This window comes from Bradyrhizobium sp. I71, from assembly GCF_022354745.1.
GTDB lineage: Bacteria > Pseudomonadota > Alphaproteobacteria > Rhizobiales > Xanthobacteraceae > Bradyrhizobium > Bradyrhizobium liaoningense.
On record NZ_CP059398.1, the window covers coordinates 4,807,097 to 4,832,821 of the forward strand.

A 25,725-nucleotide genomic window follows, 5' to 3' on the forward strand; every position below is an offset into this window, starting at 1 on the left:
GGTGGGTCTTAGACCAGTTTTAGGGGCGGCGAAACCCCGAAAAATGCCCATCAACCGGCAATTTTGACGGGTTTTGGCCGGGCCTGCCAGCCACGGGCGAGGTGCACCAGCAGCGAGGCCGCAACGCTCGTTCCGCCGATCCAGCCGAGGTCGGTCGATGAGAGGGTCGCCAGCACCGCGCCGCCCAGCGCTCCGCCGATGGCGAAGCCGAGATACATCGACGAGGCGTTGAGCGAGAGCGCAATCATCGACGCCTGCGGCTCGATCCGGATGATGCTGGCGAGCTGGGCCGGATAGAACGCCCATCCCGAGAGGCCCCAGAGGAAGATCGCGCCCAGCACCGCGTAATGCGCCTGTCCCGGCATCAGCTTCAGGACCAGCGAATGCAGGATCAGGGCACCCGCCATGCCGGCGAGCCCGAGGCCTGCGGTGGCGAGCGTGCCGAGCCGATCGGCGAGGACGCCGCCAAGCATGTTTCCGATCGCGGCCGCTCCGCCGAACACCAGCAGAGCGAGGCTGATTTGCGAGGCATCGAAGCCGAGCCCGCGCAGCGGGACCGCGAAATAGGTGAACACGGTGAAGCCGCCCAGGGCCCACAACATGGTGATCAGGAGCGCGACCAGAACGTGGCTGTGGCGCGCCACCGCCAGCCGTTCGCTCAGCGAAGCCGTATTGCGGGGCAAGCCTTTGGGCAGGCCGAGCAGCAGGCCGGCGAGCGCGACCGCGCCGATCAAGGCGACCATGGCAAAGGTCGCGCGCCAACCGAGCAGGCTGCCGACGAGATTGCCGAGGGGAACGCCGATCACGGTCGCGACCGTCATCCCCGAGGTGACCAGCGCCACGGCGCGGCCGCGGCGCTCAGGCGCGGCGACCGCCACGGACACAGCCATTGCCGTCGGCATGCACAGCCCCGAGCCCAATGCCATCAGCATCCGCGAGGCCAGCAGCAGGACGTAGCTGGATGCGACCATCGCCGCGAGGTTGCCGGCGATGAAGGTCGCCAGCGCCAGGGCCAGCACGGTGCGGCGGTCGATGTTGTTCAGCGCCACCGCGAGGATTGGCGAGCCCACGGCATAGGTGAGGGCGTAGGCGGTGACCAATTGACCCGCGGCCGAGACCGAAATCGAAAGGTCGGTGGCGATTGCCGGCAAAAGCCCCGCAATGACAAAGCCTTCAGTGCCGATCGCAAAGGCTGCGAGGGCCAGCCAGAACACGCTCATTGGGAAAGTCCCATGTTCAACGTTTATTGAACTATTCGGTATCGCGGTTCAGGAGTCAATTGGTTCAAGAACTATTGAACATAATGGCTGCTTCGCTATGATCGGGAGATGAGCCGTGCACCTCTTCATCCGACCCGGGAGCAGATCGAGCTGCCGATGGTGCTGGATTGCCTGAGCGATCCGATCCGGCTCGCCATCGTCTACCAGCTCGCCCAGCAAGAACGTGTCAGCAGCGAGCTCTGCTGTGGCGATTTCAGCGGGCTGGGCGGCAAGTCCAACCTCGCCTATCACTTCGCCAAGCTGCGCGAATGCGGGCTGATGCAGACGCGCGTGGCGGGAACCAACCGGTTCATGCGCCTGCGCCGCGAGGATCTGGACGCGCGTTTCCCGGGCCTGCTTGACGCCGTGATCAGCTCCGCAGCCAGGGATGCGGACCGGCTGCAATTGCTGCCCGGATGCGATGTGATCAAGGCGGATTGAGGTTTGGGCGGGCAGTCGTCTTCGCTTTCGCTCCGCTCCAGCTACGCCGGACACGCTTCGCCCTTGCGTGGCTGCGCCACGCGTAACCCCGCAGGGGCGAAGCGTGGAGACCCGGCCTGGATTTGAACCAGGATGAAGAGCGATGCACCGCCCCCGCGTAGACACTTCCGCCACCGGGCCATCAGGATTATTCCCGATCGGCGTGCGACAAGCTACCACGGCTGTTTCTTATGCTTAACGAACCAGAGGCGGCCGGGCGATGAAGGTCATGCGCCAGCGATTGTGGCCGATATTGCCGTGGGCGCGCTGGACCGCGAATCCGGCCGCCTTCAGCTTGGCGGTGATCTCGTCCTCGCTGTAGCGCTGGAGCCCGATGCGCGAGCGCAGCTGGCGATAATCCGACAGCGCGGTGCTGATCAGCCCGATCAGCGCGTCCTTCAGGAAGCCATGGCGCAGGGCGAAGCCGAGCAGCGCCATCACGTCCCTGCCCATGCCGACATTGGGCTGGAGAATGTCGCCGAGCACCAGCTTGCCGGAGGGCTTCAGGATGCGGCGGATGTTGAGGAGGGCGGCATCGAGCTCCTCCGGCGTCATGTATTGCGCGACCGAGTTCATCACCACGAGGTCGATCGACTGGTCCTGCATCTTGCGGATGTCATCGAGCGAGCGGACGTGGATCTTGGTGTTCGGGGCAAACCGCGCGATCAGCCGCCCACGCACGCCCGGCGCGGGCTCGGCCAGGATCAGCTTGCCGCAGGCGGCCGCCACCTCGCTCGCCGACAGCGCTTCCCCACAGGCATAGTCCAGCACCGTCGCATCCGGCGAGGGGATGTAGCCGATGATGTCCCGCGCAATGATCTGGAAGTGCAGGTCGCGATGCAGCTTGCTGACATAGATCGTATGCGTCGAGTCGTAATAATCGATCCAATCGTCCATGCTATTCGAAGATCCCGGCCAAGCGGTTCCGATGGAGGAACCGGCGCTGCCCGCCTTGCGTTAGGGGTGCGACGGCGCGCCGTCAATGTCCGCGTCCTAACAGGAAGGTTTCCCGTGAGCAAAACCAGCAAGGTCTCGCCCGATCTCGATACCCCCACTGATCTGTCGTCCGAAGGGGTCAAGAAGGTCTCGGAGGCGCTCAACGTGCTTCTGGCCGACGCGTTCGCGCTTTACCTCAAAACCAAGAATTTCCACTGGCACATCAGCGGGCGGCATTTCCGGGACTACCATCTGCTGCTCGACGAGCAGTCCGACCAGATCTTCGCCACCACCGACCAGCTCGCCGAGCGCGTCCGCAAGATCGGCGGTACCACGCTGAAGTCGATCGGCCAGGTCGCAAAGCTCCAGACCATCAAGGACAACAACGAGGACTACGTCCCGCCGCGCGAGATGCTGCGCGAGCTGATGCAGGACAACAAGCACGTCGCCGCCGCGATGCGCAAGGCGCACGAGGTCTGCGACGAGGCCGGTGACGTCGCCAGCGCCAGCATCCTCGAAAACTTCATCGATGAGACCGAGCGCCGCACCTGGTTCCTGTTCGAGGCGACCCGGCAGGAAGGTGCGAACGAAGCGTAAGGCCCGGCTGCCATAGTTCTTGTAGTATGGGCAAAGCGAAGCGTGCCCACCACTGCTCGTTCATCGCGCGGTGGTGGCACGGCGCGTAAGAGCGCCTTTGCCCACCCTACGCACCTTTGCTCTTGGCTAGCGCCACAACCGCATCAACGCGCCATCCGTCCCCGTCACGGGATCGGCCGGCGGCAGGGCGACTTGTGGAATCGTCGTCAGCGCCCTGGCGTGGTTCTCGGGCGTCGCCCGCGTGATCTCCATCCTCGCGCCCGGCGGATAAGCGCCGATCACGCAGAAATCATCGCTAGCCTGGATGCACTGATGCCCGGTGCCGGCCGGCAGGATCGCGACGTCGCCGGCCTTGATCTGAAGCTCCTGGCCATGATCGCCGCCGAAACGGACGCTTGCACTGCCGCGCGCGACGCCGAGCACTTCGTGCACCGTCGCGTGATAATGCAGATAGTCGTAGACGCCGTTGCGCCACGTCCCGCCCCAGCCGTTGCCTTCGAACAGGTCTTCGATGGTCTCCTCGGGTCGCTCGGGGTCGAGCGTCACCGCGCCCTGGTAGACCAGGAACGGCAGGATGTTGTTCGGCACGAGCCCGTCATCCTCGAACACGATGGCGAGCGGCTCGGCATTGGCGCGGACGACGGACATGGGGGCTCCCACTGGCAACGGACCGGAATCAAGAGGGCGCAGGGCCTCTTGTTCCTCACGACACGCCATACGCCGGCTTGACCGAGATCAAGGCGCTGGCAGCCAATGGCGGGCACGCAGATCGAAGCGAAGGAGGGGGAACGCCATGTACGCATCCGACGTTGCGCAGCGTCATTTCTCGGCGGCCGTCAACGAGGCGGAGACGGCCGGCCTCGGGCACGAAGCCGTCTGCCGGGCGTTGCTCGGTCTGGTGATTTCGAAATATCTGGAGACGAGGTCGGTCGCCGACATCCAGGCGGAGCTGCGCTTCATCGCCGAGAACTGCGATCCCGACACGGACTTCATGTTCATGCGTCCGTGACGGAGCCCCACCCCGGCGGACTCATCCGCCGGGAGGTCTTGTGGCCTTACGCGCTCTTTCTCTGCCGCATCAGGTCGGCGAAGCGCTTGAAAAGATAGTGCGAGTCGCGCGGGCCTGGTGAGGCCTCCGGGTGGTACTGCACCGAGAACACCGGCTTGCCGTCGAGCTGGATGCCGCAATTTGAGCCGTCGAACAGCGAGATGTGGGTCTGCGTCGCGCCCTTCGGCAGCGTCGTCTCGTCGACGGCAAAACCGTGGTTCATCGAGGTGATCTCGACCTTGCCGGTGGTCTCGTCCTTGACGGGATGATTGGCGCCGTGATGGCCCTGGTGCATCTTCTTCGTCTTGGCGCCGACGGCGAGGCCCAGCATCTGGTGGCCGAGGCAAATCCCGAAGGTCGGCGTGCCCGACTTGATCACGTCCCGGATCACAGGCACGGCATATTTGCCGGTCGCGGCCGGATCGCCCGGACCATTGGACAGGAATACGCCGTCCGGCTTCATCGCCAGAATGTCCTCGGCTGAGGTCGTTGCCGGCACCACCGTCACCTTGCAGCCGACGCCGGCGAGCAGGCGCAGGATGTTGCGCTTGATGCCGTAGTCGATGGCGACGACGTTGAATTCCGGATTCTCCTGGCGGCCAAAGCCTTTGTCCCACAGCCACGGCGTCTCGTCCCAGCTGAAGCGCTGGCCGGAGGTGACCAGCGGCACGAGATCCATGCCCTCGAGGCCCGGCCATTCCCGCGCTTCTTCCTTCAGGCCATGCAGGTCGAACTCGCCGGTCCTGGAATGCGCGATCACGGCGTTGGGCATGCCCTTGGAGCGGATCAAGGCGGTCAGCGCGCGGGTGTCGATGCCGGAGAGACCGATGATGCCGCGCGCCTTCAGCCAGCCGTCGAGATGCCTGGTGGCGCGGTAGTTCGAGGGATCGGTGATCGCGGTGCGCAGGATCACGCCGCGCGCGCCCGGCGTCGCCGCCATGTTCACCGTCTCGATGTCGTCCTCGTTGGTGCCGACATTGCCGATATGCGGGAAGGTGAAGGTGATGAGCTGTCCGGCATAGGAAGGATCGGTGAGGATCTCTTCATAGCCGGTCATCGCGGTGTTGAAGCAGACTTCACCAACGGCGTGGCCTTCGGCGCCGAGACCGAAGCCCTCGAGCACCGTGCCGTCGGCAAGCACGAGGAGCGCGGTCGGTTTGTGGTCCGGCCAAGCGGGATCGTTGTCATGTTGTGTCATGAGCCCGCTTCATAGTCCCCGCAGGCGCCGCCGTCAAAGCGGAGAAGGGCTGATTCACATGCGTTTTTGCATATTTGACAGCCCGTCTCGGGCACTTAAGCTCGGCCGCACAATTTCCGGCAATTTCCTGGGCTTGCGAGGCAATAATGGACCAGACCACCCCGATTCTGCTGGTTCCGGGGCTGGCCTCCTCGGCCCGGATCTACGCCCCGGTGATCCCGCCGCTATGGCGGTTTGGCCCCGTGATGATCGCCAACCACATCCGCGACGACAGCCTCGCGGCGATCGCCCGCCGCATCCTCGCCGAGGCGCCGCCGCGCTTCGCCCTCGCCGGCCATTCCATGGGCGGCTACATCGCCTTCGAGATCATGCGCCAGGCGGGCGAGCGCGTGACCAGGCTCGCGCTGATCAACACGCAGGCGCGGCCCGACACGCCGGAGGCGACGGCGCGCCGACACGCCCAGATGGAGCGCGCCAAGCGCGGCGAGCTTCGCGCCGTCCGCGAGGAGAGTTTTCCGGAGCTCGTGCATCCGTCGCGGCGCGATGATGCAGATATTCTCGCGCTCGTGCATGCACAGGACGAGGACGTTGGCGTCGAAGGCTATCTGCGGCAGCAGACCGCGATCATCGCGCGGGTGGATTCGCGCCCGACGCTGGCGACGATCGCATGCCCGACTCTGGTGCTGACGGGCGATACCGACAACACCATCCCGAACGCCTTCTCCAAGGAGATAGCCGAAGGCATCGCCGGCGCCAGGCTCGTGATCATCGATCGCTGCGGGCACCTGCCGCAAGCCGAACAGCCGCAAGCGACAGTGCGGGCGCTCGCCGAATGGCTCGGAACCGAGGTTGTCTCAGGGGCGCGAACGGCCTAGATCAGGCGTCGGATATTCGAAGGGATCACGATCATGCTGCGCGACGACATCAACAATGCGGTCAAGGAGGCCATGAAGGCCAAGGACGAGCGCAAGCTGTCCACGCTGCGCATGGTCAACTCGACCATCAAGAATGCCGACATCGATGCCCGCGGCAGCGGCAAGCCGCCGCTGTCGGACGCCGACATCCTCGCCGTGCTGCAGAAGATGATCAAGCAGCGCCAGGAGGCGGTCGAGCTCTACGACAAGGGCGGTCGCGCCGAACTCGCCGCGCAGGAGCGCGAGGAGATCGCGGTGATCTCGGCCTACCTGCCGAAGCAGATGTCGGAGGATGACGTAAAGAAGGCGATCGCGGACGCGATCGCCGAGACCGGCGCCGCCGGCATGAAGGACATGGGCAAGGTGATCGCCGTGCTGCGCGCGAAATACGCCGGCCAGATGGATTTCGGCAAGGCCAGCGGCTTGGTGAAGGCGGCGCTGTCGGGCTGACCTGTCATTCCGGGGCGACGCGAAGCGTCGAGCCCGGAATCTATTGGGCCGCCAACCCCATTGCGAAATGGATTCCGGGCTTGCGCCCTGCGCGCCCCGGAATGACAACAAGAACAAGGGAGGCCGCCATGACCGCCATCGAGCCGTTTCGCATCGCCATCAGCGACGACATCCTGTCCGATCTCAAGTCACGCCTCGTCCGCACGCGCTGGCCGGATGCCGAGCTGGTCGACGACTGGAGCCAGGGCGCGCCGCTGCAATGGATCCGGGAGATCTGCGCCTATTGGGCCGACGATTACGACTGGCGCGACCGCGAGGCAAAACTCAATCGCTTCGAGCAGTTCACCACCGAGATCGACGGGCTCGACATTCACTTCATCCATGTGCGCTCGAAGGAGCGGTCCGCGCTGCCGCTGATCATCACCCACGGCTGGCCGGGCTCGATCGTCGAGTTCCAGAAGGTGATCGCGCCGCTCACCGATCCCGCCGCGCATGGCGGCAATCCTGCCGATGCCTTCCACGTGGTCTGTCCGTCGCTGCCGGGCTTCGGCTTCTCGGCCAAGCCGAAGACCACCGGCTGGGGCGTCGACCGCATCGCCGCGGCCTGGGCAAAGCTGATGGACCGGCTCGGCTATGCGCGCTACGGCGCGCAAGGCGGCGATTGGGGTTCGGCGGTGACGACCTCGCTCGGCGCACAGGATGCCGAGCATTGCGCCGGCATCCACATCACGCTCGCCTTCAATGCGGCGCCCAAGGTCGAGGGCGAGCCGACGGCGGAGGAGAAGCGCGCTCTCGCCGGCCTCAAGCACTATGTCGATCTCGACTCCGGCTACTCCAAGCAGCAATCGACGCGCCCGCAGACGCTCGGCTATGGCCTCACGGATTCACCGAGCGGGCAGGCGGCCTGGATCCTGGAAAAATTCTGGGCCTGGACCGACTGCAACGGGCACCCTGAGAACATCTTCAGCAAGGACGAGCTGCTCGACAACGTCATGCTGTATTGGACGACGCAGACGGCGACCTCCTCGGCGCGGCTCTACTGGGAGAGTTTTGGCAAGCGCCGCACCACGCCCGTGGTGAAGGTGCCGACGGGCGTCGCGGTGTTTCCCAAGGAGATCATCACGCCGGTGCGGCGCTGGATGGAGCCGAACTTCCTGGACATCACCCACTGGAGCGAGATGGAGAAGGGCGGCCATTTCGCCGCCTTCGAGCAGCCGGATCTGTTCGTGCGCGATGTCAGGAAGTTCTTCGCGACGGTGCGATAGCTCCCACTGTCATTCCGGGGCGCCCGCAGGGCGAACCCGGAATCCATCGAGCCGCGGAAATGCCGCGCAATGGATTCCGGGTTCGATGCTTCGCATCGCCCCGGAATGACTGAGAGATAAGATCTCCCCACCGTCATGCCCGGGCTTGTCCCGGGCATCCACGGCCTTAGACTGGTCCCAAGAAGAACGTGGATGGCCGGAACAAGTCCGGCCATGACGACGAGAGCGCGGAAACGACCAAGCCATGCTGACCGAAGCCGCAACCTACGACGAGCTCTACCGCAATTTCCGCTGGGACATCCCCGCGCGCTTCAATATTGCGGAAGCGTGCTGCGATCGCCATGCCGACGGCACCGGTCGCCTCGCGCTGATCTATGTCGACGAGAACGGCGGAACGAGTCGCACCTCCTTCGACGAGATCGCCGAGATGTCGCGCCGCTTCGCCAATGTGCTGAAGGCGGACGGGCTTTCCCGTGGCGACCGCGTCGCGGTGTTTCTGTCGCAGTCCCGGGAATTGCCGATCGCACATATGGCGGCGTTCCGCTCTGGCATGATCTCGATCCCGTTGTTCGCGCTGTTCGGCGAGGACGCGCTGGAATTCCGCCTGTCGAATTCGGAGGCGAAAGCCATCGTCACCGACGAGGGTGGCTGGGAGAAGCTCGCAAAAATTCGCGATCGTCTGCCCGACCTGAAGACGATCTATGTGGTCGGCGGGCGCGCGCCGGCGAGAACGACGTCGTTCTGGGATGCGGTCAAGGCCGCATCGGCCGACTTCGCGCGGATCGACACCTCGTGCGATGATCCCGCGCTGATCATCTACACCTCGGGCACGACAGGGAATCCCAAGGGCGCGCTGCATGCGCACCGCGTCGTGCTCGGTCATCTGCCGAACGTGGAGATGTGTCACGACTTCCTGCCGCGCCCCGGCGATCTCATGTGGACGCCGGCGGATTGGGCCTGGATCGGCGGGCTCATCAATGGCCTGTTCGCGTTCTGGTATCACGGCATTCCCCTCGTCGGTCACCGCGCACGCAAGTTCGAGCCGCAGGCGGCGATGCAGATGATGGCCGATCTTTCCGTGCGCAACGTCTTCCTGCCGCCGACCGCGCTGAAGCTGATGCGGCAGGCCGGCGTGAAGCACTCCGGCGTCAAGCTGCGCAGCATCTTTACGGGCGGCGAGTCGCTCGGCGGCGAATTGCTCGGCTGGGTGCGCGAGACGTTCGGCATCGACGCGCATGAAGTGTTCGGCCAGACCGAGTGCAATCTCGTGATCGGCAGCAACTCGAACCTATTTCCGATCCGCCCCGGTTCGATGGGCAAGGCGACGCCGGGCTTCGACGTCCGCATCGTCGACGACAGGGGCGAGGAATTGCCGCGCGGGCAGCGCGGCATCATCGGCGTGCGCCAGCCATGCCCCGTCACCATGCTCGAATACTGGCGCAATCCGGAGGCGACGGCGAAGAAATATGCCGGCGAGTTCCTGCTGACCGGCGATCTCGGCGTGCAGGACGAGGACGGCTATTTCTGGTACGTCAGCCGTGAGGACGACGTCATCACCACCGCCGGCTATCGCGTCGGCCCCTCCGAGATCGAGCACACGCTGATGAAGCATCCGTCGGTGGCGATGGCCGCCGTCGTCGGCATCCCCGATCCGATCCGCACCGAATCGATCAAGGCCTGGATCGTGCTGCGGCCCGGCTTTGCCGGCAGCGATGCGCTCGCGCGCGAGATCCAGGAGTTCGTCAAGGTGCAGCTCGCAGCCCACGAATATCCGCGTTTCGTCGAGTTTGCCGAGACGCTGCCGATGACGGCGACCGGCAAGGTGCTGCGGCGCGAGCTGCGGGCGAGAGGCTAGCGTCCTGCAATGGCAAAGGCGCCTCAAGCCGCGGGACTCCACCGCGCCTCACTGACGAAGCTGCACGATCTGGATGCGGCGCTCGAGCTCATGTATTACGGCTGGCGCGGGATGACGCTGGAGGCCGACGCATATCTTGCGAAGCAGGGCCTGTCGCGTCCGCACCATCGTATCCTCTACGTGGTGGCGCGCCGGCCTGACATCGCGATCGGCGCGCTGATCGAGATCCTCGGCATTTCCAAGCAAGCCCTCAACCGGCCGCTCAATCTGCTGGTGGAGCGGAAGCTCCTGACGTCGAAGCGTTCGCCCGAGCAGCACCGCTCGAAATTGCTGCGCCTGACGGAAGCGGGGCGGCGCATCGAGCAGCGGGCCTCCGACCACGAGCGCAAGGTGCTGCGCGAGGCGTTCGATCGGGTCGGGGCATCGGGTGCGGCCGGGTGGATCGGCGTGATGGAGGCGATCGCCGACAACAACTGACGGAATTCTCAAGTCAACATGGTTGACATGAGGCGCGGGCTTTGCCACTTTCCCGGCCAGGGAGGATCCGTGTCATGAGCGGACAGGCAATGAGCCGCGCGACTGCCGAAGGCTTTGTCGCGGCGTGGTGCGCGAATTGGTGCAGGGTCGACATCGACGCGGTCGTCGCGCATTTCGCCGACGATGCGCAGATGCGCAGCCCTCTCGCTCTCACACTGACGGGTTCTCCTGTCGTCACCGGCGCCGAGAACATCCGCGCCTACTGGCGGAAGGCCTATGGCCACGTCGAAAGCGCCGACCTGAAGATCCTGAGCTGGAGCTGGGACGAGGCGATCGCGCGCCTAACGGTGTGGTGGCAGCTGGGCGACACGCGCGCCAGCGAATTCATGGATTTCGACGATGCCGGCCGCGTCGTGCGCAGCGAAGCCTTCTATGGAAAATGACGATGCACGTTTCTGATTTCGTCCTGCTTCTCAACATGCTCTGGTTCGTCGGCGCCTTCATCCAGTTCAGCATCGCGCAAGCGAACACGTTGAAGATCCTGCTGCCGCGGGAAGAGCGCAGCAATCCGATCGCGCCGACCCTGGCGGCCAGCGTGGCGTTCCTGGGCGGGATGAATCTGCCGATCGGGCTCCTGTCGCTCTATCTTCTGGCCGCCCGTCCATCGTTCTTTCAGCCGAGCGAAGCGCAGCTCGCGCTGTTCCTGTTCTTCGCCGCCTGCCATTTCAGCCAGTTCGCCTATAACGTTCCGGTGCTGATGCGCGGAGGCCGCGTCGGGGTGGCCTACTGGCCCGTGTTGAAGGGCCCGATGCTCCGGATCTTCGTCATCGACGCGGTCCTGTTCGCGGCAAATCTCGGCGTGGCGCTCCAGCTCGCGATCGGCTCCTGATCTACCGCGACGGCTCCGAGAGGGCCGCCCGCAGCATCGCAGCAAGATCCTTGCGCCGGAACGGCTTGGTCAGAATGCGGGCGTCGCCGATCTGGTCGGGCGTCCTGACGGGACTCTGGCTGTAGCCGGAGGTGAAGAGAACCTTGAGACCAGGCCGCAGGCCGGTTGCCTGCCTCGCCAGCTCCGGTCCGAACATGCCGCCGGGCATCACGACATCAGTGAACAGCAACTGGATGTCTCCGGGCTGGCGCAACACATCCAGCGCCGCCGGCCCGTTCGATGTCGCGATGACGCGATAGCCGAGCGACTTCAGCTCGTTCTCGACATAGGCTCGCACCATGTCGTCGTCCTCAACGACGAGAATCGTCTCGTGTCCGTCCGGTGCGGTGACCTGCTCTGCCGGCAGCGGTTCCTCATTCGGCGGCGTCGCGAGGCGGGGAAAGAACAGCCTGACGACGCTGCCTTGACCCGGTTCGGATTGCATTTGCACAAGTCCGCCGGATTGTCGCGCAAACCCGTAGACCATGCTGAGGCCGAGGCCGGTCCCTTTGCCGACCTCCTTGGTGGTGAAGAACGGTTCGAACGCGCGTCCCAACACCTCGCTGCTCATGCCGGTCCCCGTATCCTTCACGGCCAGCATCACGTAGTCGCCCGGCCGCGGCTCGCCGTTGACGTCGAGGTCGGATTCACCGAGCGAGATGTTTCGTACCTCGACCATCAGCTTGCCGCCGTCGGGCATCGCATCGCGCGCGTTGAGCACGAGGTTGAGCACGGCCGTCGCCAATTGGCTGGGATCGACGCTGGCGAGCCATAGATCCGGCGCGAGCGTGAAGCTGCAGTCGATGTGCTCGCCCAGGGTCCGCCGCAGAAGCTGCTTCATGCCGGTCACCTGCTCGGCGATGTCGATCTCTCGCGGTCGCAGCGGCTGCTTGCGTGCGAAGGCGAGCAGGCTCCGCGTCAGGTCGGAGCCGCGCTCGGCGGCGGTCGCAATGTCGTCGGCGATCCGCTGCAATCCCTTGTTGCCCGCAAGCCTGTCGGCGAGGTGCTCCGAGTTGCCGAGAATGACGGTCAGGAGATTGTTGAAATCGTGCGCCACGCCGCCGGTGAGCTGGCCCATGGCTTCCATCTTCTGGGACTGGCTGAGCTTGTGGCTGAGATCCGCGATGGCGGCGCGCTGCTGCTCGAGCGATTCGGCCGTGCTGTTGAGCAGGGTCATCAATCCGCCGAGTTCGCCGCCCGGGTGGGGCTCCGGAATGCGCGCGCTGAGATCGCCGCGCCCGAGACTCTTGGCCATGGCGGCGAGCCGTCCGACCTGGCGCCCGACGCTCACGGTCGCAAGGATCCAGACACCGGCGAGCAACAGCAGCGAAGCCACCGCAAGGATTGCCATGTCCTCCAGCAGCCGGCGATTGGCCGCCGCCACCAGTCCGTCCTTGGATCGTCCGACCAGGACATAGAGGCCGGCCTTGCGGATCGAAGGTGAACGGGCAACGGCCCAGATCTGTGTGCGGCCCTCGCGGTCGCTCACCTCGCGAAACGGCTCGCGATCGGGCGCTGCCGCAAAGCGGAACAGGTCGGAACCTGCAATGGATCCGCCGACGGGCTCGCTCCAGCCGCCGCCCTTGGGGGCGACCAGCACTGCACCCTTGGCGTCGATCAGCAGGATGTCCTTCTCGGCGAGTAGCCGCTTGTCGTGAAATTCTGCGAACTTGTTGAGGTTGAATGAGGCGAGCAGCACGAATTTCAGCGCACCCGCCTCCGATCGCACGGGATAGGCGATCTGCAGCACCGATAGCCCGGTGAGCCGGCCGAACACCGGCTCGACTGCGACGACGCCATGAAGACCCTTCACCTGCTTGAAATAGCCGCGGTCATTCAGGTCGAGCGTGCGGTTGGTCCGCAGCGAGTCGCAGAACAGACTGCCGTCGGGATCGATGGTCAGGATGCCCGTGAACTGCGGGTATTCTTCGCGGACATCAGACAGGAATGCCGAGCATGCCGCCTTGTCGCGCGTGTCGAGATCGCGGGCACGGGCGAGCCCATAGTGAAGTTGGGCGGTGCCCTTGATCTTCTCGTCCAAATCGCCCGCGATGTCGTCGGCGGATGCGACCAGATTGGCCAGCGCCGCGTCGATCTCACTGGCACGGTTCTGCACAAAACGGAGCCCGACCAGGATCGCCGGCACCAGCATGGCCGCGATGACGAGAATCAGTAACCGGGTACGCAGGCTCATCGGTGGGCGATCGGCTCTCAGGCGAGGGTGCTCGGAGGTACAATTTGAGGCACGATCATCTGCCCCGTCCATAGTCATCGCCGCGAATATCGCACGAAAGGCCAAGATTTCGCATTGCGATCATCGTCTCGTCGCCGCTCTCTTCGCGCCGGCCGGCATCAAGTTGCGCGTCCGCGCGGCGGCGCTAATATCGCGGCAAGCGCGCAACGAAAAATCGCGCCGGTTTACGGAGGAAGCTGATGTCCATCTCGGGCAAGGTCGATCCGGTGGTGCGTCCCGTGGCGGGGACCGACATCGCCGAGGCGCTGGTCGAAGGCCTGCGCGACTTCCAGGCGCTGCCTCTTTACGGTGTCTGCTTCGGCGCGCTCTACGCCGCCGGCGGCATCGCCATCATGCTCTGCCTCACCGCCTTCGGCATGGTCTATCTGGTCTATCCCCTTGCCGCGGGTTTTGCGCTGATCGGACCGTTCGTGGCAATTGGCCTCTACGAAATCAGCCGCCGCCGCGAGCGCGGCGAGCCGGTCTCATTCGGTGCGATCTGGTCGGCGATCCGTTCGCGCAGCGAGATCGGCTGGATGGCCTTCGTGACGCTGTTCGTGTTCGTGGTCTGGATGTACCAGGTGCGGCTCCTGATCGCGCTGCTGCTCGGCCTCAATGCCTCGTTCTCGAGCTTGCAGGAGTTCATGACGGTGGTGCTGACGACCAACGAGGGCCTGCTGTTCCTCGGCATCGGCAACGCGGTCGGTGCCGTGCTGTCGCTGATCCTGTTCTCGCTGACCGTGGTGTCGTTCCCGCTGCTGCTCGATCGCGACGTCGATTTCGTCACGGCCATGGTGACGAGCGTACGTGCCGTCGTCGCGAGCCCGCTGCCGATGATCTCGTGGGCCGCGCTGATCGTGATGCTGCTGATCGTCTCGGCGCTGCCCTACTTTCTCGGGCTGATCGTGACGCTGCCGGTGCTTGGGCATGCGACCTGGCATCTCTACCGGCGGCTGGTGGCGCCGGTCGCCTGAGAGGGAGCCGGTTGCAACGGTCAGGCGCTCACGCGCTTGCGGAATTTCGCCCGGCGCGCCTTGTCCCTGCCAAGCAGAGCGCAGCGGGCGCGTCCTCCATCAGGGAACCTCGTCGGTCCAGACCTTGAAATTGACCAGAGTATTCGGACCGAAGGTCTGGGTGATCGGGACGTCTGCGGCATCGCGTCCCTGCGCGATCAGCACGCGGCCGATTCGCGGTGTGTTGTTGCGGGGATCGAACATGCGCCAGCTTCCTCCGATGAACGCCTCGAACCAGGCAGCGAAGTCTCCTGGAGGCCATGGCTGCGGTGTGCCGATGTCACTGAGATAGCCGGTGCAGTAACGCGCCGGGATGTTCATGCAGCGGCAGAGCGTGATGGCGAGATGGGCATAGTCGCGGCAAACGCCCTTGCCTTCCTCGTAGGCTTCGCGTGCCGTCTTGGTTGCGCGCGCGTGCTCATAGCCGAATGTGATGTGGCGATGAACGAAATCGCAGATCGCCTGGACCCGCGCCCAGCCCGGCGGCGTCTTCTCGAACAACTTCCATGCGATATCCGTCAGGTGATCGGTGTCGCAATAGCGACTGCCCAGCAGATAGACGAGCGTGTCGGTCGGCAGCGCTTCGACGGCATGCTGAAACGCGTCTGGGAACGCGGGGTCGGGCAAGCCGCTGTCGCGAATGACGCCGTCGGCGGCAAGGCGGAAGGCGCCCGGCGGAGCCACGATGCGGCTGCACCAATTGCCGAAGAGGTCGCGATAGGGACTAATGGTCACCGGGGGGCTGGTGGTGAGCAAGTCGGGCACGATGACATCGGAGGCGCGCGTGAAATGCGTGCCCAACACCATGATCATAGGCGTCGGCTGCGGGAACTCGTACAGCATCTCGAACCCGACGCGGAGCTTCATGCGGTACGTTCCCTTGGCTGCGCCTTTAACATGGCTACGAAGCGGTCGGGCACAAGACTTCGCCGGCATTGTTTCGCTCGGGCGATGCATCTGGCGCACAAAGGCGCGTGCGGGCGAGAAATCGATAGCTAATTGCCGTGAATGCGCGCACGGTGCAGCAACGTTCGAATGGCTGTCGCTTCTGCTAACACGCAGCTCCTCGACCGTGCGCGGGCGACCTGAGATGGCTCAGTCCCCGCACCGGTGGAGCGAGCACATCGCGACGCCGTAGGGGCGGTCGTTTTGTGCATTGCTCGTTTCGGCGGGGCCGCCTGCTGCATTGCCTGAAACGTCACCGCGGTTCGATTTGAGGTCGAACGCCAACCGAAAGCACCAGATGCAAATTCTCTCTCCACGGCAGGTCAAGACGGACGAAGCGCTCCGGCTCGGAGTTGAGTCCGGTTGGTACGCGATCAAGGTCAGCGGGACCTTTGTCTCGGGCCCGCACGAGTCGGAAGCGGATTGCCGTCGCAAGATCGACGAGATTCACCCGCCGCTGACCAAGAAGCGATGAGCAGGCGGAGTCCGGCCGCTACGGTATCTTGATCCCCATCGCCTTCAATGCTTCCAGCATCTTGACTGGCGGCGACATCTTGATCTGCGGCGCCTTGCCCGTCTCCAGCAGGCTCTTCAGCCCCGACAGGATCGCGGGCCAACCGGTGCGGCCGCCTGAGAGGATGTCTTCGCTGAGTTGACGATCATGACGCTGGCTCAGGGTGAGGCGGACGGCCTCGCCGGCGGGCTCGATCTCGTAGGTGACGAGCGTGGTGCCGAGTTTCTCGACGAGGCCGGGCCAGTTGACGTTCCAGGTCACCGTCAGCCTCTTGGGCGGATCGTATTCGAAGACTTTGCCCGAGATGTGCTCCGATCCGTCCGGCGCGCGCACGATGAACGTGCCGCCGAGCCTGGGCTCCATCTCCACCGCGAACCCGGAAAAGTACTCCCGGCTGAACTCTGCCGACGTCAGGGCCTGCCACACCTTCTCCGGCGTCGAGGCGATGTAGATTGTGTAGACGGTGAGCGGCTTGAACTGGTCGAGATCCATCGCGCATCAATCCTTTGTTGAGCAGGCCTATTCCTCGCGCTTCTCCAATTGACGTTTCAATTCGCCGAGCGCAGCGAGCTTGCCGCGTTCGAATTTCTTGATCCAGCGTTCGCCGATCTGATGGATGGGCACGGGGTTGAGGTAGTGCAGCTTCTCGCGGCCATGTCTGATGGTCGTGACCAGATTGGCCTTCTCCAGAATGACAAGGTGCTTGGCAACGGCCTGACGCGTCATCGCGAAGCCCTCGCAGAGTTCGTTCAGTGTCTGGCCGTTCCTGGCGTGAAGCCTGTCCAGCAGCGACCGTCGCGACCCATCGGCGAGCGCTCTGAAGACTTCATCCATGGTTGCGCATGATAGGCAACCGAATAGTTGCATGTCAAGATGCCGTTCTTGGCGCGCCTGATCGGCTGCGAGCAAGCTTCCGTTCCCGCCTCCGCCATGCATTAATGCGCGCAAACCGCAGCGAGTCCTCCCATGATGTCCATGCAAGCCTATCTCGCCTTCGTCGCCGCCTGTATTGCGCTGGCGCTGCTGCCGGGGCCGATCGTCACGCTCGTCATCGCCAACGGCCTGCGCCACGGCACGCGCGCGGCGCTCACCAACGTTGCCGGCGCGCAAGCGGGCCTTGCCATCGTGATCGGCATCGTCGCGGTCGGCCTGACCTCGCTGATGGCAACCATGGGCTATTGGTTCGACTGGGTGCGCTTTGCCGGCGCCGCCTATCTGATCTGGCTCGGCATCAGGCTGATCTGGGCGCCGGTCGAGGGCGTCGATCTCGAGGCGCCGCCACCGCCGCCGCGCGGCGGCTTCTTCCTGCAGGGATTCCTGGTGCTGCTGTCGAACCCCAAGGTGCTGGTGTTCTTCGGCGCCTTCATTCCGCAGTTCATGGACATGAACCAGCCGCACTTTCCGCAAGTCGCGCTGCTGGGCGCCACCTTCATGGTGACGGCGGTGATGACCGATGCGCTCTACGCCATCGCCGCCGGGCGCGCCCGAAAATTCTTCTCGGCGCGCCGCACGCGGATGATGTCGCGCGTCTCCGGCGGCTTCATGATCGGCGGCGGCATCTGGCTGGCGCTGACACGGGCGAAGTGAGCATCACGCCATTCCGTCCTCGCGCAGCGTTGCTGCGATCTCGCGCAGGATCCGCGCCAGCCGCTCGGCCCATTGCTGCTGGCCGGTTTCGTCGGTGATCAGGTCTTGGCGGATTTCGAGGCCGGTGTTGATCAGCCCGCGCGCCTCGCCGTGGACGGGGATGGTGTAGTCGGTGGCGTCGCTCACCGCATAAGGCTGGTTGTCGCCGACGACGAGGCCGCTCTCGCCCCGCAGGTGCTGCAGCATCAGCCGCGGCAGCACGGTGTCGCGGTGATAGAGCGTGCCGATGTGCCAGGGCCGCGGATCGCCGTGATAGACGGGCGTGAAGCTGTGCAACGCCACCAGCACCGTCGGCTTGCCCGCCCGCCCGCGCGCATCGATCGCCGCGCCGATCCGGCCGTGATAGGGATCGAAGATCTCGCGCCGGCGCATCTCCTTGGCGGCAGCCGATAGATTTTCATTGCCGGGGATCACGGTCGCCTCGGAGATCACAGGGATCGAGCTCGCGGCGCCCGGCGGGCGATTGCAGTCGATCACGAGGCGTGAATAGCGCTGCGCGATCAGATGCGCATCCAGCATGTGCGCGAGCCGCTCGGCGACACCGGCGATGCCGACGTCCCAGGCGATGTGCCTGACAAGCTCGCTTTCCGCGAGGCCGAGATCGCCGAGCGCGCGCGGCAGCACCCGTCCGTAATGATCCGCGGTGAGCAGGAAGGGAGATGCGCCTGCCGCATTCACCTCATGCACGGGCGGAATGTCGCCCTCGCCGAGCAGTTGGTCGGTCGCCTCGGCTGTGTCGAAAGCCATCCTGATTTGCCTATGGAAGAACAACGTGTGTAAACGGATTAACGGTATCGCGCCGTCGTCGCAACGTTGGAACACCATGAGCTCCGATCGCCTCTTCGTCTACGGCACCCTGATGCGCGGCTTCGACCATCCGATGGCGCGGCTGCTCGCGGGCCACGCGGAGTTTCTGGGCGAGGCGACCTGCCGCGGCCGGCTCGTCCTGGTGAAGCACTATCCGGGATTGCTGCTCTCCGACGCGCCGACGGACATCGTCCATGGCGAGCTCTTCCGCCTGCGCGTGCCCGACGAGCTCCTGCGCGAGCTCGACATGTACGAAGCCTGCGGCGAGGGGTTTCCAGAGCCGACCGAATATCTGCGCCAGTTGGTCGATGTGACGCGCGCCGGCGGCGCCACCGAGAAGGCCTGGACCTACGTCTACAACTGGCCCGTCACCGGTCTGCCGCACATCGAGTCGGGCCGCTTCCTCGAGCATTAGTATGTTGCGCATGATCTTGTCGGCGAACCGCTGCACGCTTTGCGGCCAACGCGGCCTTGGGGTCCGGATCTTGCTCTAGGCCGACAGCACTTCCTTCACCATGCGCACGTCGACCTCGCGCTCGACATAGGTCCACTCCTCGGTCTGCCTGAGCATTGCCACCAGCTCCTCGAACAGTGCGGCGTCCGCGGGAGCGAATTCGAACCAGGTGAGAAAGTCGAAGGGCCCGCCGAGGTCGCGGCAGTGATAGAGCTGGCGCGCAATCGCCGGCAGGAAACGCAGGCTGCTCGCGATGTGATGCGACTTGTCCTCGAAGATCCTGCGGCGCTCTTCCTGCGTCAGCTCCCACCAGGCCTGCGACTTGCGGATCGGAATCAGCGCAGCGCTGGTTGCCTCGATGCGGCCGAGGCCGGCCTGCACGGCGACGAGCTGCTGCTTCTCGGACCGCTCGGTGTAGCGCAGGCTGCTCGCAACGCCGACCAGCCGCCAGGCATTGCGCGAGGGCACCAGCGGCAGCGACACGGCCTCGCTGTCGGTGACCGACAGCGCCGGCACGAAGGGCAGGGGCTCGCCCGTCACTGGCGAAATCGAGGTGATGCGCCAGCCCCCGCTGTGGCCGCCTCGAAACGTCCTGAACATGAGGCTATGGAAGCGTGGAACCAGGGCGGATTCAAGCTTTTCCAGTCATTCCGGGGCGATGCGTAGCATCGAACCCGGAATCTCGAGATTCTCAGGTGCGCAATTGCGCACCGTAGTTCGCCCTGCGGGCGCCCCGGAATGACCGGAAGGAAGGCAGGCTGTGAACAGCGCGTATAAGCCCGACAAACCTGACTTCTGGCCAGCCCGCACCTATATCCCTGATCTTTCGCCCGACTCACCCGGTTTCGCGCTAGACACAGCCCATGCGCTTCACGCCCCAGTTTCTCGACGAGCTTCGTGCCCGGCTTTCGGTCTCCGAAGTCGTGGGCAAGCGCGTCAAGCTGAAGAAGGCGGGGCGGGAGTGGAAGGGGCTGTCGCCGTTCCAGCAGGAGAAGACGCCGTCCTTCTACGTCAACGACCAGAAGGGTTTTTATCACGACTTCTCCTCCGGCAAGCACGGCGACATCATCACCTTCGTGATGGAGACCGACGGCCTGCCGTTCGCCGAGGCCGTCGAGCGGCTCGCCAACATGGCGGGCCTGCCGCTGCCGGCGGTGACTCCTGATGCGGCGCGGCACGAGCAGCGGCGCAAGTCGCTGCATGACGTCATGGATCTCGCGGCGAAGTTTTTCGCGGAGACGCTGGCCTCGCGGCTCGGCGCCAAGGCGCGCGGCTACCTTGCCGACCGCGCCATCTCGCCGGCGACGCAATTGCAGTTCCGCCTCGGCTATGCCCCGCCCGATCGCTTCGCGCTGAAGGAGCATCTCGGCAAGCTCGGCATCTCCGTCGACGACATGGTCGAGACCGGCCTGTTGATCGGCGGTGACGACATCCCCGTGCCGTACGACCGCTTCCGCGATCGCGTGATGTTTCCGATCACGGATCTGCGCGGCCGCGTCATCGCATTCGGCGGACGCGCGCTGGAGAAGGACGTTCCGGCAAAATACCTGAACTCGCCGGAGACGCCGCTCTTCCACAAGGGCGACAATCTCTACAATCACCAGACCGCGCGCAAAGCCACGCATGACGGCAGCGCTCTGATCGTGGTCGAAGGCTATGTCGACGTCATCGCCATGGTCACCGCGGGCTTTGCGGGTGCGGTGGCGCCGCTCGGCACCGCGCTGACCGAAAGCCAGCTCGCGCTGCTCTGGAAGATGGCGGACGAGCCGATCCTCTGCTTCGATGGCGACCGCGCCGGACAGAAGGCGGCTTATCGTGCCGCCGACCTCGCGCTGCCGTTCCTCAGCCCCGGCAAGAGCCTGCGCTTCGCGCTGCTGCCGGAAGGCCAGGACCCCGACGATCTCGTGCGCTCCGGCGGGCGCGGCGCGATCGAGGAGGTGATCGGAGCTGCCCGTCCGCTCGCCGACATGATCTGGTCGCGCGAGCTCGAAGGCGGCAATTTCGCCACGCCCGAGCGCCGCGCTGCGCTGGAAGCGCGCATCAAGGAGCTCACGAACGGCATCCGTGACGAGGTGGTGCGGCGCTATTATCGCGACGAGTTCGTCGAGCGGCTGCAGCGCACCTTCGCGCCCGAAGGTGGGCGCGGCTTTGGCGGCCGGGGCAATTTCCGCTCCGGCGGCGGCCGGCCGTTCCAGCCGCGGGCAGGGGGAAGCGCGAATCGATTCGGCGGCCAGGGGTTTGGCGGCCAAGGATTTAGCGGCGGTCGCCGCGGCGCCCCCGGCCCGACCCCGCTCCCGTCCGGTCCCTACCAGGCGGCGAGCCCCCAGCTGGCGGCAAGCCCGATCATGAAGGGCCAGCGCAGCGCCATGTCCCGCCGGGAAGCCCTGATCCTGCAATGTCTGATCAACCACCCCTGGCTGCTGCATGAGCACCTCGAGGAGGTCGCCGCCCTGGAACTGGCCCATCCCGAGGCCCATAAGCTCCGGGCCGGCATCATCGCCGCCTTCGCCAACGACCACCACCACTTGCCGGAACCCGGCGAGCTGGCCGAAAAGATGCGCAGCGATCTCGAACGGGGCGGATTTTCCCAAGCTCTTCAAAGGGTTGAGAACGGCATCACGACCCAGGCGGTGTGGGGTGCCCGCGAAGGCGCGGCGCGGGATGACGTTCTTGCGACCTGGCACCAGCTCGTTGTCTTGCATCGGCAATGGCATTCACTACTTAGGGAGCTGAAGGACGCCGAGCTGGCCTTGGGGGAGGACCCCAGCGAGGCCAATTTGGCGTGGCTGCGTGACGTCAAGGCCCGGATGGCCGAGGTCGACGGCACCGAGGCCCTGATTGAGGGTTTTGGCGAATTGTCGGGCCGGCTTCAGAAGAGTGTGTGAAAGAATCATGCGGACGGCCGGGGCCGGAACCGCTAAAAGACTCGCCAAATCCAAGGTTTGGCGGCAGAAACAGGGTTAATCGAGGCTTAACGGTCTTGTAGCACTTTGGCCCAGAGGCGGCCGCAGGCAGAACAGACGCGTCAGGAATGAATCCGCGCAATCGCTGTGGCACTACACCTGCATCCGCCGCGACAAAGAGGCTGACGAAGCGTTAGGCAATTCCGGCGAGAGAAAGTTGGGGGTGGCGAGAGGTTTGTGCGCCGCCCTTTCCGTGTCGAGAGCTGCCGAAGCGAGAGCGTCGAGCAACAGGTTCAAGTGAATTCAGGCAGGCGCGGCGGGCGTCTCGCATGAAGCGCGTTTAGGAGCAATGGATGGCCACCAAGGCAAAGACGCTGCAGGCGAAGGACAAGGAAAAGGACGACAAGGCAGCGGACGCGCCGGAGAAGGACTCCCAGGACGCGCCCTCGCCCTTGCTCGACCTGTCCGACGCCGCCGTGAAGAAGATGATCAAGCAGGCCAAGAAGCGCGGCTTCGTGACCTTCGATCAGCTCAACGAAGTCTTGCCGTCCGACCAGACCTCGCCCGAACAGATCGAGGACATCATGTCGATGCTCTCGGACATGGGCATCAACGTCACCGAAGCCGACGACACCGAAGGCGAGGAGGAGAAGGACGAGGCCGACGACGAGACCGATAACGAACTCGTCGAGGTCACCCAGAAGGCCGTCACCGAGGTCAAGAAGAGCGAGCCGGGCGAGCGCACCGACGATCCGGTGCGCATGTATCTGCGCGAGATGGGCACGGTCGAGCTGCTCTCCCGCGAAGGCGAAATCGCGATCGCCAAGCGCATCGAGGCCGGCCGCGAGGCGATGATCGCAGGGCTGTGCGAAAGCCCGCTGACCTTCCAGGCCATCATCATCTGGCGCGACGAGCTCAACGAAGGCAAGATCTTCCTGCGCGACATCATCGATCTCGAAGCGACCTATGCCGGCCCGGACGCCAAGGGCGGCATGAACACCGCGATGATCGCAGGTCCGAGCGGCGAGGCCGGTGAAGCTTCGGCCGAGGGCGGCGAGGCCGCGGCCGTCTCCACCGCTGCGCCCGCGCATGTGGCGCCGCCTGCGGCGCCGCCGGCGCCGACCCCGTTCCGTGCCGCGCCTGCCGCCGCTGGCGCCGAGGCGAGCGAGGAGAAGGATCCGGGCGAGGCCGCCGCCGAAGCCGACATGGACGACGACGAGTTCGAGAACCAGATGTCGCTCGCGGCGATCGAGGCCGAGCTCAAGCCGAAGGTGGTCGAGATCTTCGACAAGATCGCCGACAGCTACAAGAAGCTGCGCAAGCTTCAGGAGCAGGACATCCAGAACCAGCTCCAGAACGAGTCGCTCTCGCCGCACCAGGAGCGCAAGTACAAGAAGCTGAAGGACGAGATCATCGTCGAGGTGAAGTCGCTGCGCCTCAACCAGGCCCGCATCGACTCGCTCGTCGAGCAGCTCTACGACATCAACAAGCGCCTCGTCTCGCATGAGGGCCGCCTGATGCGCCTTGCCGACAGCCACGGCGTCGCGCGCGAGGACTTCTTGCGCAACTACACCGGCTCGGAGCTCGATCCGCGCTGGCTCAACCGCGTCTCGAAACTTTCCGCAAAAGGCTGGAAGAATTTCGTCCACCACGAGAAGGACCGCATCAAGGACCTTCGCCACGAGGTGCATCAGCTAGCTGCCCTCACCGGCCTCGAGATCGTCGAGTTCCGCAAGATCGTGCACTCCGTGCAGAAGGGCGAGCGCGAGGCCCGTCAGGCCAAGAAGGAGATGGTGGAAGCCAACCTCCGTCTCGTGATCTCGATCGCCAAGAAGTACACCAACCGCGGCCTGCAGTTCCTCGACCTGATCCAGGAAGGCAACATCGGCCTGATGAAGGCGGTCGACAAGTTCGAGTACCGCCGCGGCTACAAGTTCTCGACCTACGCGACGTGGTGGATCCGGCAGGCGATCACCCGCTCGATCGCCGACCAGGCCCGCACCATCCGCATCCCCGTGCACATGATCGAGACGATCAACAAGATCGTGCGCACGTCCCGCCAGATGCTCAACGAGATCGGCCGCGAGCCGACCCCGGAAGAGCTCGCCGAGAAGCTCGGCATGCCCCTGGAGAAGGTCCGCAAGGTCCTCAAGATCGCCAAGGAGCCGCTGTCGCTGGAGACGCCCGTCGGTGACGAGGAGGATTCGCATCTCGGCGATTTCATCGAGGACAAGAACGCGATCCTGCCCATCGACGCCGCGATCCAGTCCAACCTGCGCGAGACCACGACGCGCGTGCTGGCGTCCTTGACGCCGCGCGAAGAACGCGTCCTGCGCATGCGCTTCGGCATCGGCATGAACACCGACCACACGCTGGAAGAAGTGGGACAGCAGTTCTCGGTGACGCGCGAACGCATCCGCCAGATCGAAGCGAAGGCGCTGCGCAAGCTGAAGCATCCGTCGAGGAGCCGGAAGCTGCGGTCGTTCCTGGACAACTAATTCGGATCGTTATGCCCGGGCCTGACCCGGGCAATCTATTCAAACGCAAACGGCGGGCTGAAGGCCCGCCGTTTTTCTATTGTTCGTTCCGCGATGCGCGCTATAGTTGCGACAAATGATTGTGGCAGCTTGCCGGAGGAACGATGGCGGAGTGGTTCGAAGACTATGCCGATGAGGAAGACGAACTACAGATCGACGAATACGACATTACGGCTACTCCAAATGATTTCAATGTCTCTACGCTTTTCAATTTCATAGAGTCGGGCGCGGTTCGAATACCCGGATTTCAGCGCAACTTTGTTTGGGATCAGGTGCGGGCATCCAAGCTCATCGAGTCGCTCATACTTGGCATCCCCGTCCCTCAGCTCTTCTTGTACGAGCAGGCTCGTAATCGTTTCCTGGTCATTGATGGTCAGCAACGGTTGATGTCCATCTATTATTTCATCAAGCGAAAGTTTCCTCGAAAAGATAAGCGCGTTGAAATCCGGGCGATCTTTGACAAGGAAGGAAGAATTCCAGACGAAGTTTTGCACAATGATGAATACTTCGACGACTTTAAGCTGAAGCTTTCGGAGAAGCTTCCTAATCAAACCAACAAGTTTCACGGTCTAAACTATTCGACTCTAGGCGAGTACAAGACGCAATTTGATCTGCGCCCCATACGCAACATTATTGTAAAGCAGAATAGTCCAGTTGATGATGACTCGTCGATGTACGAGGTATTCAATCGTTTGAATACAGGAGGCATCAATCTTCGTCCGCAGGAAATTCGGACGAGCATGTATCATTCGAAATTCTACGACATGCTCTACCGAGTAAACACAGATGAGCGTTGGCGTAAGATTCTAAATTCTCCCGAGCCCGATTTGCATATGAAGGATATCGAGATCCTTTTACGAGGGCTCGCGATGCTTATCAGTGGAGATGAATATGCTCCATCAATGGTTCGCTTTCTAAATCAATTCTCTCGTATGACTGAGGGGCATGATGATAAGCAGAACGACTACCTCTACAAACTATTCACTTCTTTCCTTGATGCGTCGGATGAGTTGCCAAGAGATGCATTTATCAATCCGAAAAACAATCGATTCAACATCGCGCTTTTCGAAGCGGTCTTCACGGCGACTTGCGATGCAGCCTTCAAAAAGAGGCGAGTGACAAAAGGTGAAATTGATCCCGACGAGATCTCGGCACTCGAGCGTGATAAGCAGTTTGTCGCTGCTTCCCTAGAGGGCACGACGCGTACTACTAATGTTGCGACCCGTCTCAAGCGGGCGCGATCGCTGATTAGTACATTGTAGGTA

The 25,725-nt window shown here is 64.1% G+C and carries 26 protein-coding genes; 16 read left to right on the forward strand and 10 right to left on the reverse strand.

All coding sequences use genetic code 11. The features are described 5' to 3' along the window. Window positions 1-50: 50 nt before the first annotated feature. Window positions 51-1,220, reverse strand: coding sequence for an MFS transporter (locus tag FJV43_RS23230; protein ID WP_239621387.1), 1,170 nt, complete (start codon window positions 1,218-1,220; stop codon window positions 51-53). Between the two features lie 108 nt (window positions 1,221-1,328). Here FJV43_RS23230 and FJV43_RS23235 point away from each other — a divergent pair, with 108 nt between their 5' ends. Next, the gene (locus tag FJV43_RS23235; RefSeq protein ID WP_239621389.1) at window positions 1,329-1,700 is read left to right on the forward strand and encodes a helix-turn-helix transcriptional regulator; all 372 of its coding nucleotides are present in this window, start codon (window positions 1,329-1,331) and stop codon (window positions 1,698-1,700) included. Between the two features lie 234 nt (window positions 1,701-1,934). On the opposite strand, the gene FJV43_RS23240 is transcribed toward FJV43_RS23235, so the two are convergent. Further along, on the reverse strand, window positions 1,935-2,636 hold the full coding sequence (locus tag FJV43_RS23240) for a class I SAM-dependent methyltransferase (protein ID WP_239621390.1): 702 nt from the start codon (window positions 2,634-2,636) through the stop codon (window positions 1,935-1,937). Between the two features lie 114 nt (window positions 2,637-2,750). Between FJV43_RS23240 and FJV43_RS23245 the strand changes: the two genes are divergently transcribed. After that, on the forward strand, window positions 2,751-3,272 hold the full coding sequence (locus FJV43_RS23245; protein ID WP_239621392.1) for a DNA starvation/stationary phase protection protein: 522 nt from the start codon (window positions 2,751-2,753) through the stop codon (window positions 3,270-3,272). 126 nt (window positions 3,273-3,398) lie between these two features. On the opposite strand, the gene FJV43_RS23250 is transcribed toward FJV43_RS23245, so the two are convergent. Then, window positions 3,399-3,920 carry a hypothetical protein gene (locus FJV43_RS23250; protein ID WP_239621393.1) on the reverse strand — a complete coding sequence of 174 codons (522 nt, stop codon included), beginning with the start codon at window positions 3,918-3,920 and terminating at the stop codon, window positions 3,399-3,401. Window positions 3,921-4,065: 145 nt separating this feature from the next. Here FJV43_RS23250 and FJV43_RS23255 point away from each other — a divergent pair, with 145 nt between their 5' ends. Then, on the forward strand, window positions 4,066-4,281 hold the full coding sequence (locus FJV43_RS23255; RefSeq protein ID WP_028178734.1) for a hypothetical protein: 216 nt from the start codon (window positions 4,066-4,068) through the stop codon (window positions 4,279-4,281). A gap of 46 nt (window positions 4,282-4,327) precedes the next feature. Here FJV43_RS23255 and carA read toward each other — a convergent pair whose 3' ends face one another. Continuing rightward, window positions 4,328-5,518, reverse strand: a complete 1,191-nt coding sequence (carA, locus tag FJV43_RS23260; protein ID WP_239621394.1) for a glutamine-hydrolyzing carbamoyl-phosphate synthase small subunit — start codon at window positions 5,516-5,518, stop codon at window positions 4,328-4,330. A 146-nt stretch (window positions 5,519-5,664) separates the two neighbouring features. Between carA and FJV43_RS23265 the strand changes: the two genes are divergently transcribed. From FJV43_RS23265 to FJV43_RS23295, 7 genes are all read left to right on the forward strand, one after another. After that, entirely contained in the window at window positions 5,665-6,393 is a 729-nt protein-coding gene (locus FJV43_RS23265) for an alpha/beta fold hydrolase (protein WP_239621396.1), read from the forward strand. Window positions 6,394-6,426: 33 nt separating this feature from the next. Further along, entirely contained in the window at window positions 6,427-6,882 is a 456-nt protein-coding gene (locus tag FJV43_RS23270) for a GatB/YqeY domain-containing protein (protein ID WP_239621397.1), read from the forward strand. Between the two features lie 128 nt (window positions 6,883-7,010). Beyond that, entirely contained in the window at window positions 7,011-8,147 is a 1,137-nt protein-coding gene (locus FJV43_RS23275; protein WP_239621399.1) for an epoxide hydrolase family protein, read from the forward strand. A 244-nt stretch (window positions 8,148-8,391) separates the two neighbouring features. Further along, a complete protein-coding gene (locus FJV43_RS23280) occupies window positions 8,392-10,002 on the forward strand; it encodes an acyl-CoA synthetase (RefSeq protein WP_239621401.1) in 1,611 nt (536 codons plus the stop codon). A gap of 9 nt (window positions 10,003-10,011) precedes the next feature. Further along, window positions 10,012-10,479 (forward strand): MarR family transcriptional regulator, encoded by a 468-nt coding sequence (locus FJV43_RS23285; protein WP_061880439.1) that lies wholly within the window; start codon window positions 10,012-10,014, stop codon window positions 10,477-10,479. A 74-nt stretch (window positions 10,480-10,553) separates the two neighbouring features. Further along, window positions 10,554-10,922, forward strand: a complete 369-nt coding sequence (locus FJV43_RS23290) for a nuclear transport factor 2 family protein (protein ID WP_239621402.1) — start codon at window positions 10,554-10,556, stop codon at window positions 10,920-10,922. 2 nt (window positions 10,923-10,924) lie between these two features. Further along, the gene (locus FJV43_RS23295; RefSeq protein WP_239621404.1) at window positions 10,925-11,368 is read left to right on the forward strand and encodes a hypothetical protein; all 444 of its coding nucleotides are present in this window, start codon (window positions 10,925-10,927) and stop codon (window positions 11,366-11,368) included. A gap of 1 nt (window position 11,369) precedes the next feature. Here FJV43_RS23295 and FJV43_RS23300 read toward each other — a convergent pair whose 3' ends face one another. Continuing rightward, window positions 11,370-13,601: an ATP-binding protein gene (locus FJV43_RS23300; RefSeq protein ID WP_239621406.1), complete on the reverse strand. Its 2,232-nt coding sequence runs from the start codon at window positions 13,599-13,601 to the stop codon at window positions 11,370-11,372. A gap of 239 nt (window positions 13,602-13,840) precedes the next feature. On the opposite strand from FJV43_RS23300, the gene FJV43_RS23305 reads away from it, so the two are divergent. Beyond that, on the forward strand, window positions 13,841-14,614 hold the full coding sequence (locus tag FJV43_RS23305; protein WP_239621407.1) for a DUF2189 domain-containing protein: 774 nt from the start codon (window positions 13,841-13,843) through the stop codon (window positions 14,612-14,614). 99 nt (window positions 14,615-14,713) lie between these two features. Here the strand turns inward: FJV43_RS23305 and FJV43_RS23310 are convergent, their stop codons facing one another. The 3 genes from FJV43_RS23310 to FJV43_RS23320 all read right to left on the reverse strand — a co-directional run bounded on the left by FJV43_RS23310 (window position 14,714) and on the right by FJV43_RS23320 (window position 16,946). Then, window positions 14,714-15,520 (reverse strand): transglutaminase family protein, encoded by an 807-nt coding sequence (locus tag FJV43_RS23310; protein ID WP_239621408.1) that lies wholly within the window; start codon window positions 15,518-15,520, stop codon window positions 14,714-14,716. A gap of 571 nt (window positions 15,521-16,091) precedes the next feature. Next, the gene (locus tag FJV43_RS23315; RefSeq protein WP_239621410.1) at window positions 16,092-16,604 is read right to left on the reverse strand and encodes an SRPBCC family protein; all 513 of its coding nucleotides are present in this window, start codon (window positions 16,602-16,604) and stop codon (window positions 16,092-16,094) included. A gap of 27 nt (window positions 16,605-16,631) precedes the next feature. Further along, window positions 16,632-16,946 (reverse strand): helix-turn-helix domain-containing protein, encoded by a 315-nt coding sequence (locus FJV43_RS23320; protein WP_239629559.1) that lies wholly within the window; start codon window positions 16,944-16,946, stop codon window positions 16,632-16,634. Between the two features lie 132 nt (window positions 16,947-17,078). Between FJV43_RS23320 and FJV43_RS23325 the strand changes: the two genes are divergently transcribed. After that, window positions 17,079-17,699, forward strand: a complete 621-nt coding sequence (locus FJV43_RS23325) for a LysE family translocator (protein ID WP_239621412.1) — start codon at window positions 17,079-17,081, stop codon at window positions 17,697-17,699. A gap of 3 nt (window positions 17,700-17,702) precedes the next feature. Here the strand turns inward: FJV43_RS23325 and FJV43_RS23330 are convergent, their stop codons facing one another. After that, complete coding sequence (locus FJV43_RS23330; RefSeq protein ID WP_239621413.1) at window positions 17,703-18,506, reverse strand: N-formylglutamate amidohydrolase; 804 nt, start codon at window positions 18,504-18,506, stop codon at window positions 17,703-17,705. A gap of 76 nt (window positions 18,507-18,582) precedes the next feature. Here FJV43_RS23330 and FJV43_RS23335 point away from each other — a divergent pair, with 76 nt between their 5' ends. Continuing rightward, window positions 18,583-18,981: a gamma-glutamylcyclotransferase family protein gene (locus FJV43_RS23335; protein WP_239621415.1), complete on the forward strand. Its 399-nt coding sequence runs from the start codon at window positions 18,583-18,585 to the stop codon at window positions 18,979-18,981. Between the two features lie 75 nt (window positions 18,982-19,056). Here FJV43_RS23335 and FJV43_RS23340 read toward each other — a convergent pair whose 3' ends face one another. Beyond that, entirely contained in the window at window positions 19,057-19,620 is a 564-nt protein-coding gene (locus FJV43_RS23340) for a chlorite dismutase family protein (RefSeq protein WP_239621416.1), read from the reverse strand. A 263-nt stretch (window positions 19,621-19,883) separates the two neighbouring features. Here FJV43_RS23340 and dnaG point away from each other — a divergent pair, with 263 nt between their 5' ends. The 3 genes from dnaG to FJV43_RS23355 all read left to right on the forward strand — a co-directional run bounded on the left by dnaG (window position 19,884) and on the right by FJV43_RS23355 (window position 25,722). Beyond that, window positions 19,884-21,905, forward strand: a complete 2,022-nt coding sequence (gene dnaG, locus FJV43_RS23345; protein ID WP_239621418.1) for a DNA primase — start codon at window positions 19,884-19,886, stop codon at window positions 21,903-21,905. A 371-nt stretch (window positions 21,906-22,276) separates the two neighbouring features. Continuing rightward, on the forward strand, window positions 22,277-24,421 hold the full coding sequence (gene rpoD / locus FJV43_RS23350) for an RNA polymerase sigma factor RpoD (protein WP_239621425.1): 2,145 nt from the start codon (window positions 22,277-22,279) through the stop codon (window positions 24,419-24,421). Window positions 24,422-24,540: 119 nt separating this feature from the next. Then, the gene (locus tag FJV43_RS23355; protein ID WP_239621427.1) at window positions 24,541-25,722 is read left to right on the forward strand and encodes a DUF262 domain-containing protein; all 1,182 of its coding nucleotides are present in this window, start codon (window positions 24,541-24,543) and stop codon (window positions 25,720-25,722) included. Window positions 25,723-25,725 lie beyond the last annotated feature (3 nt).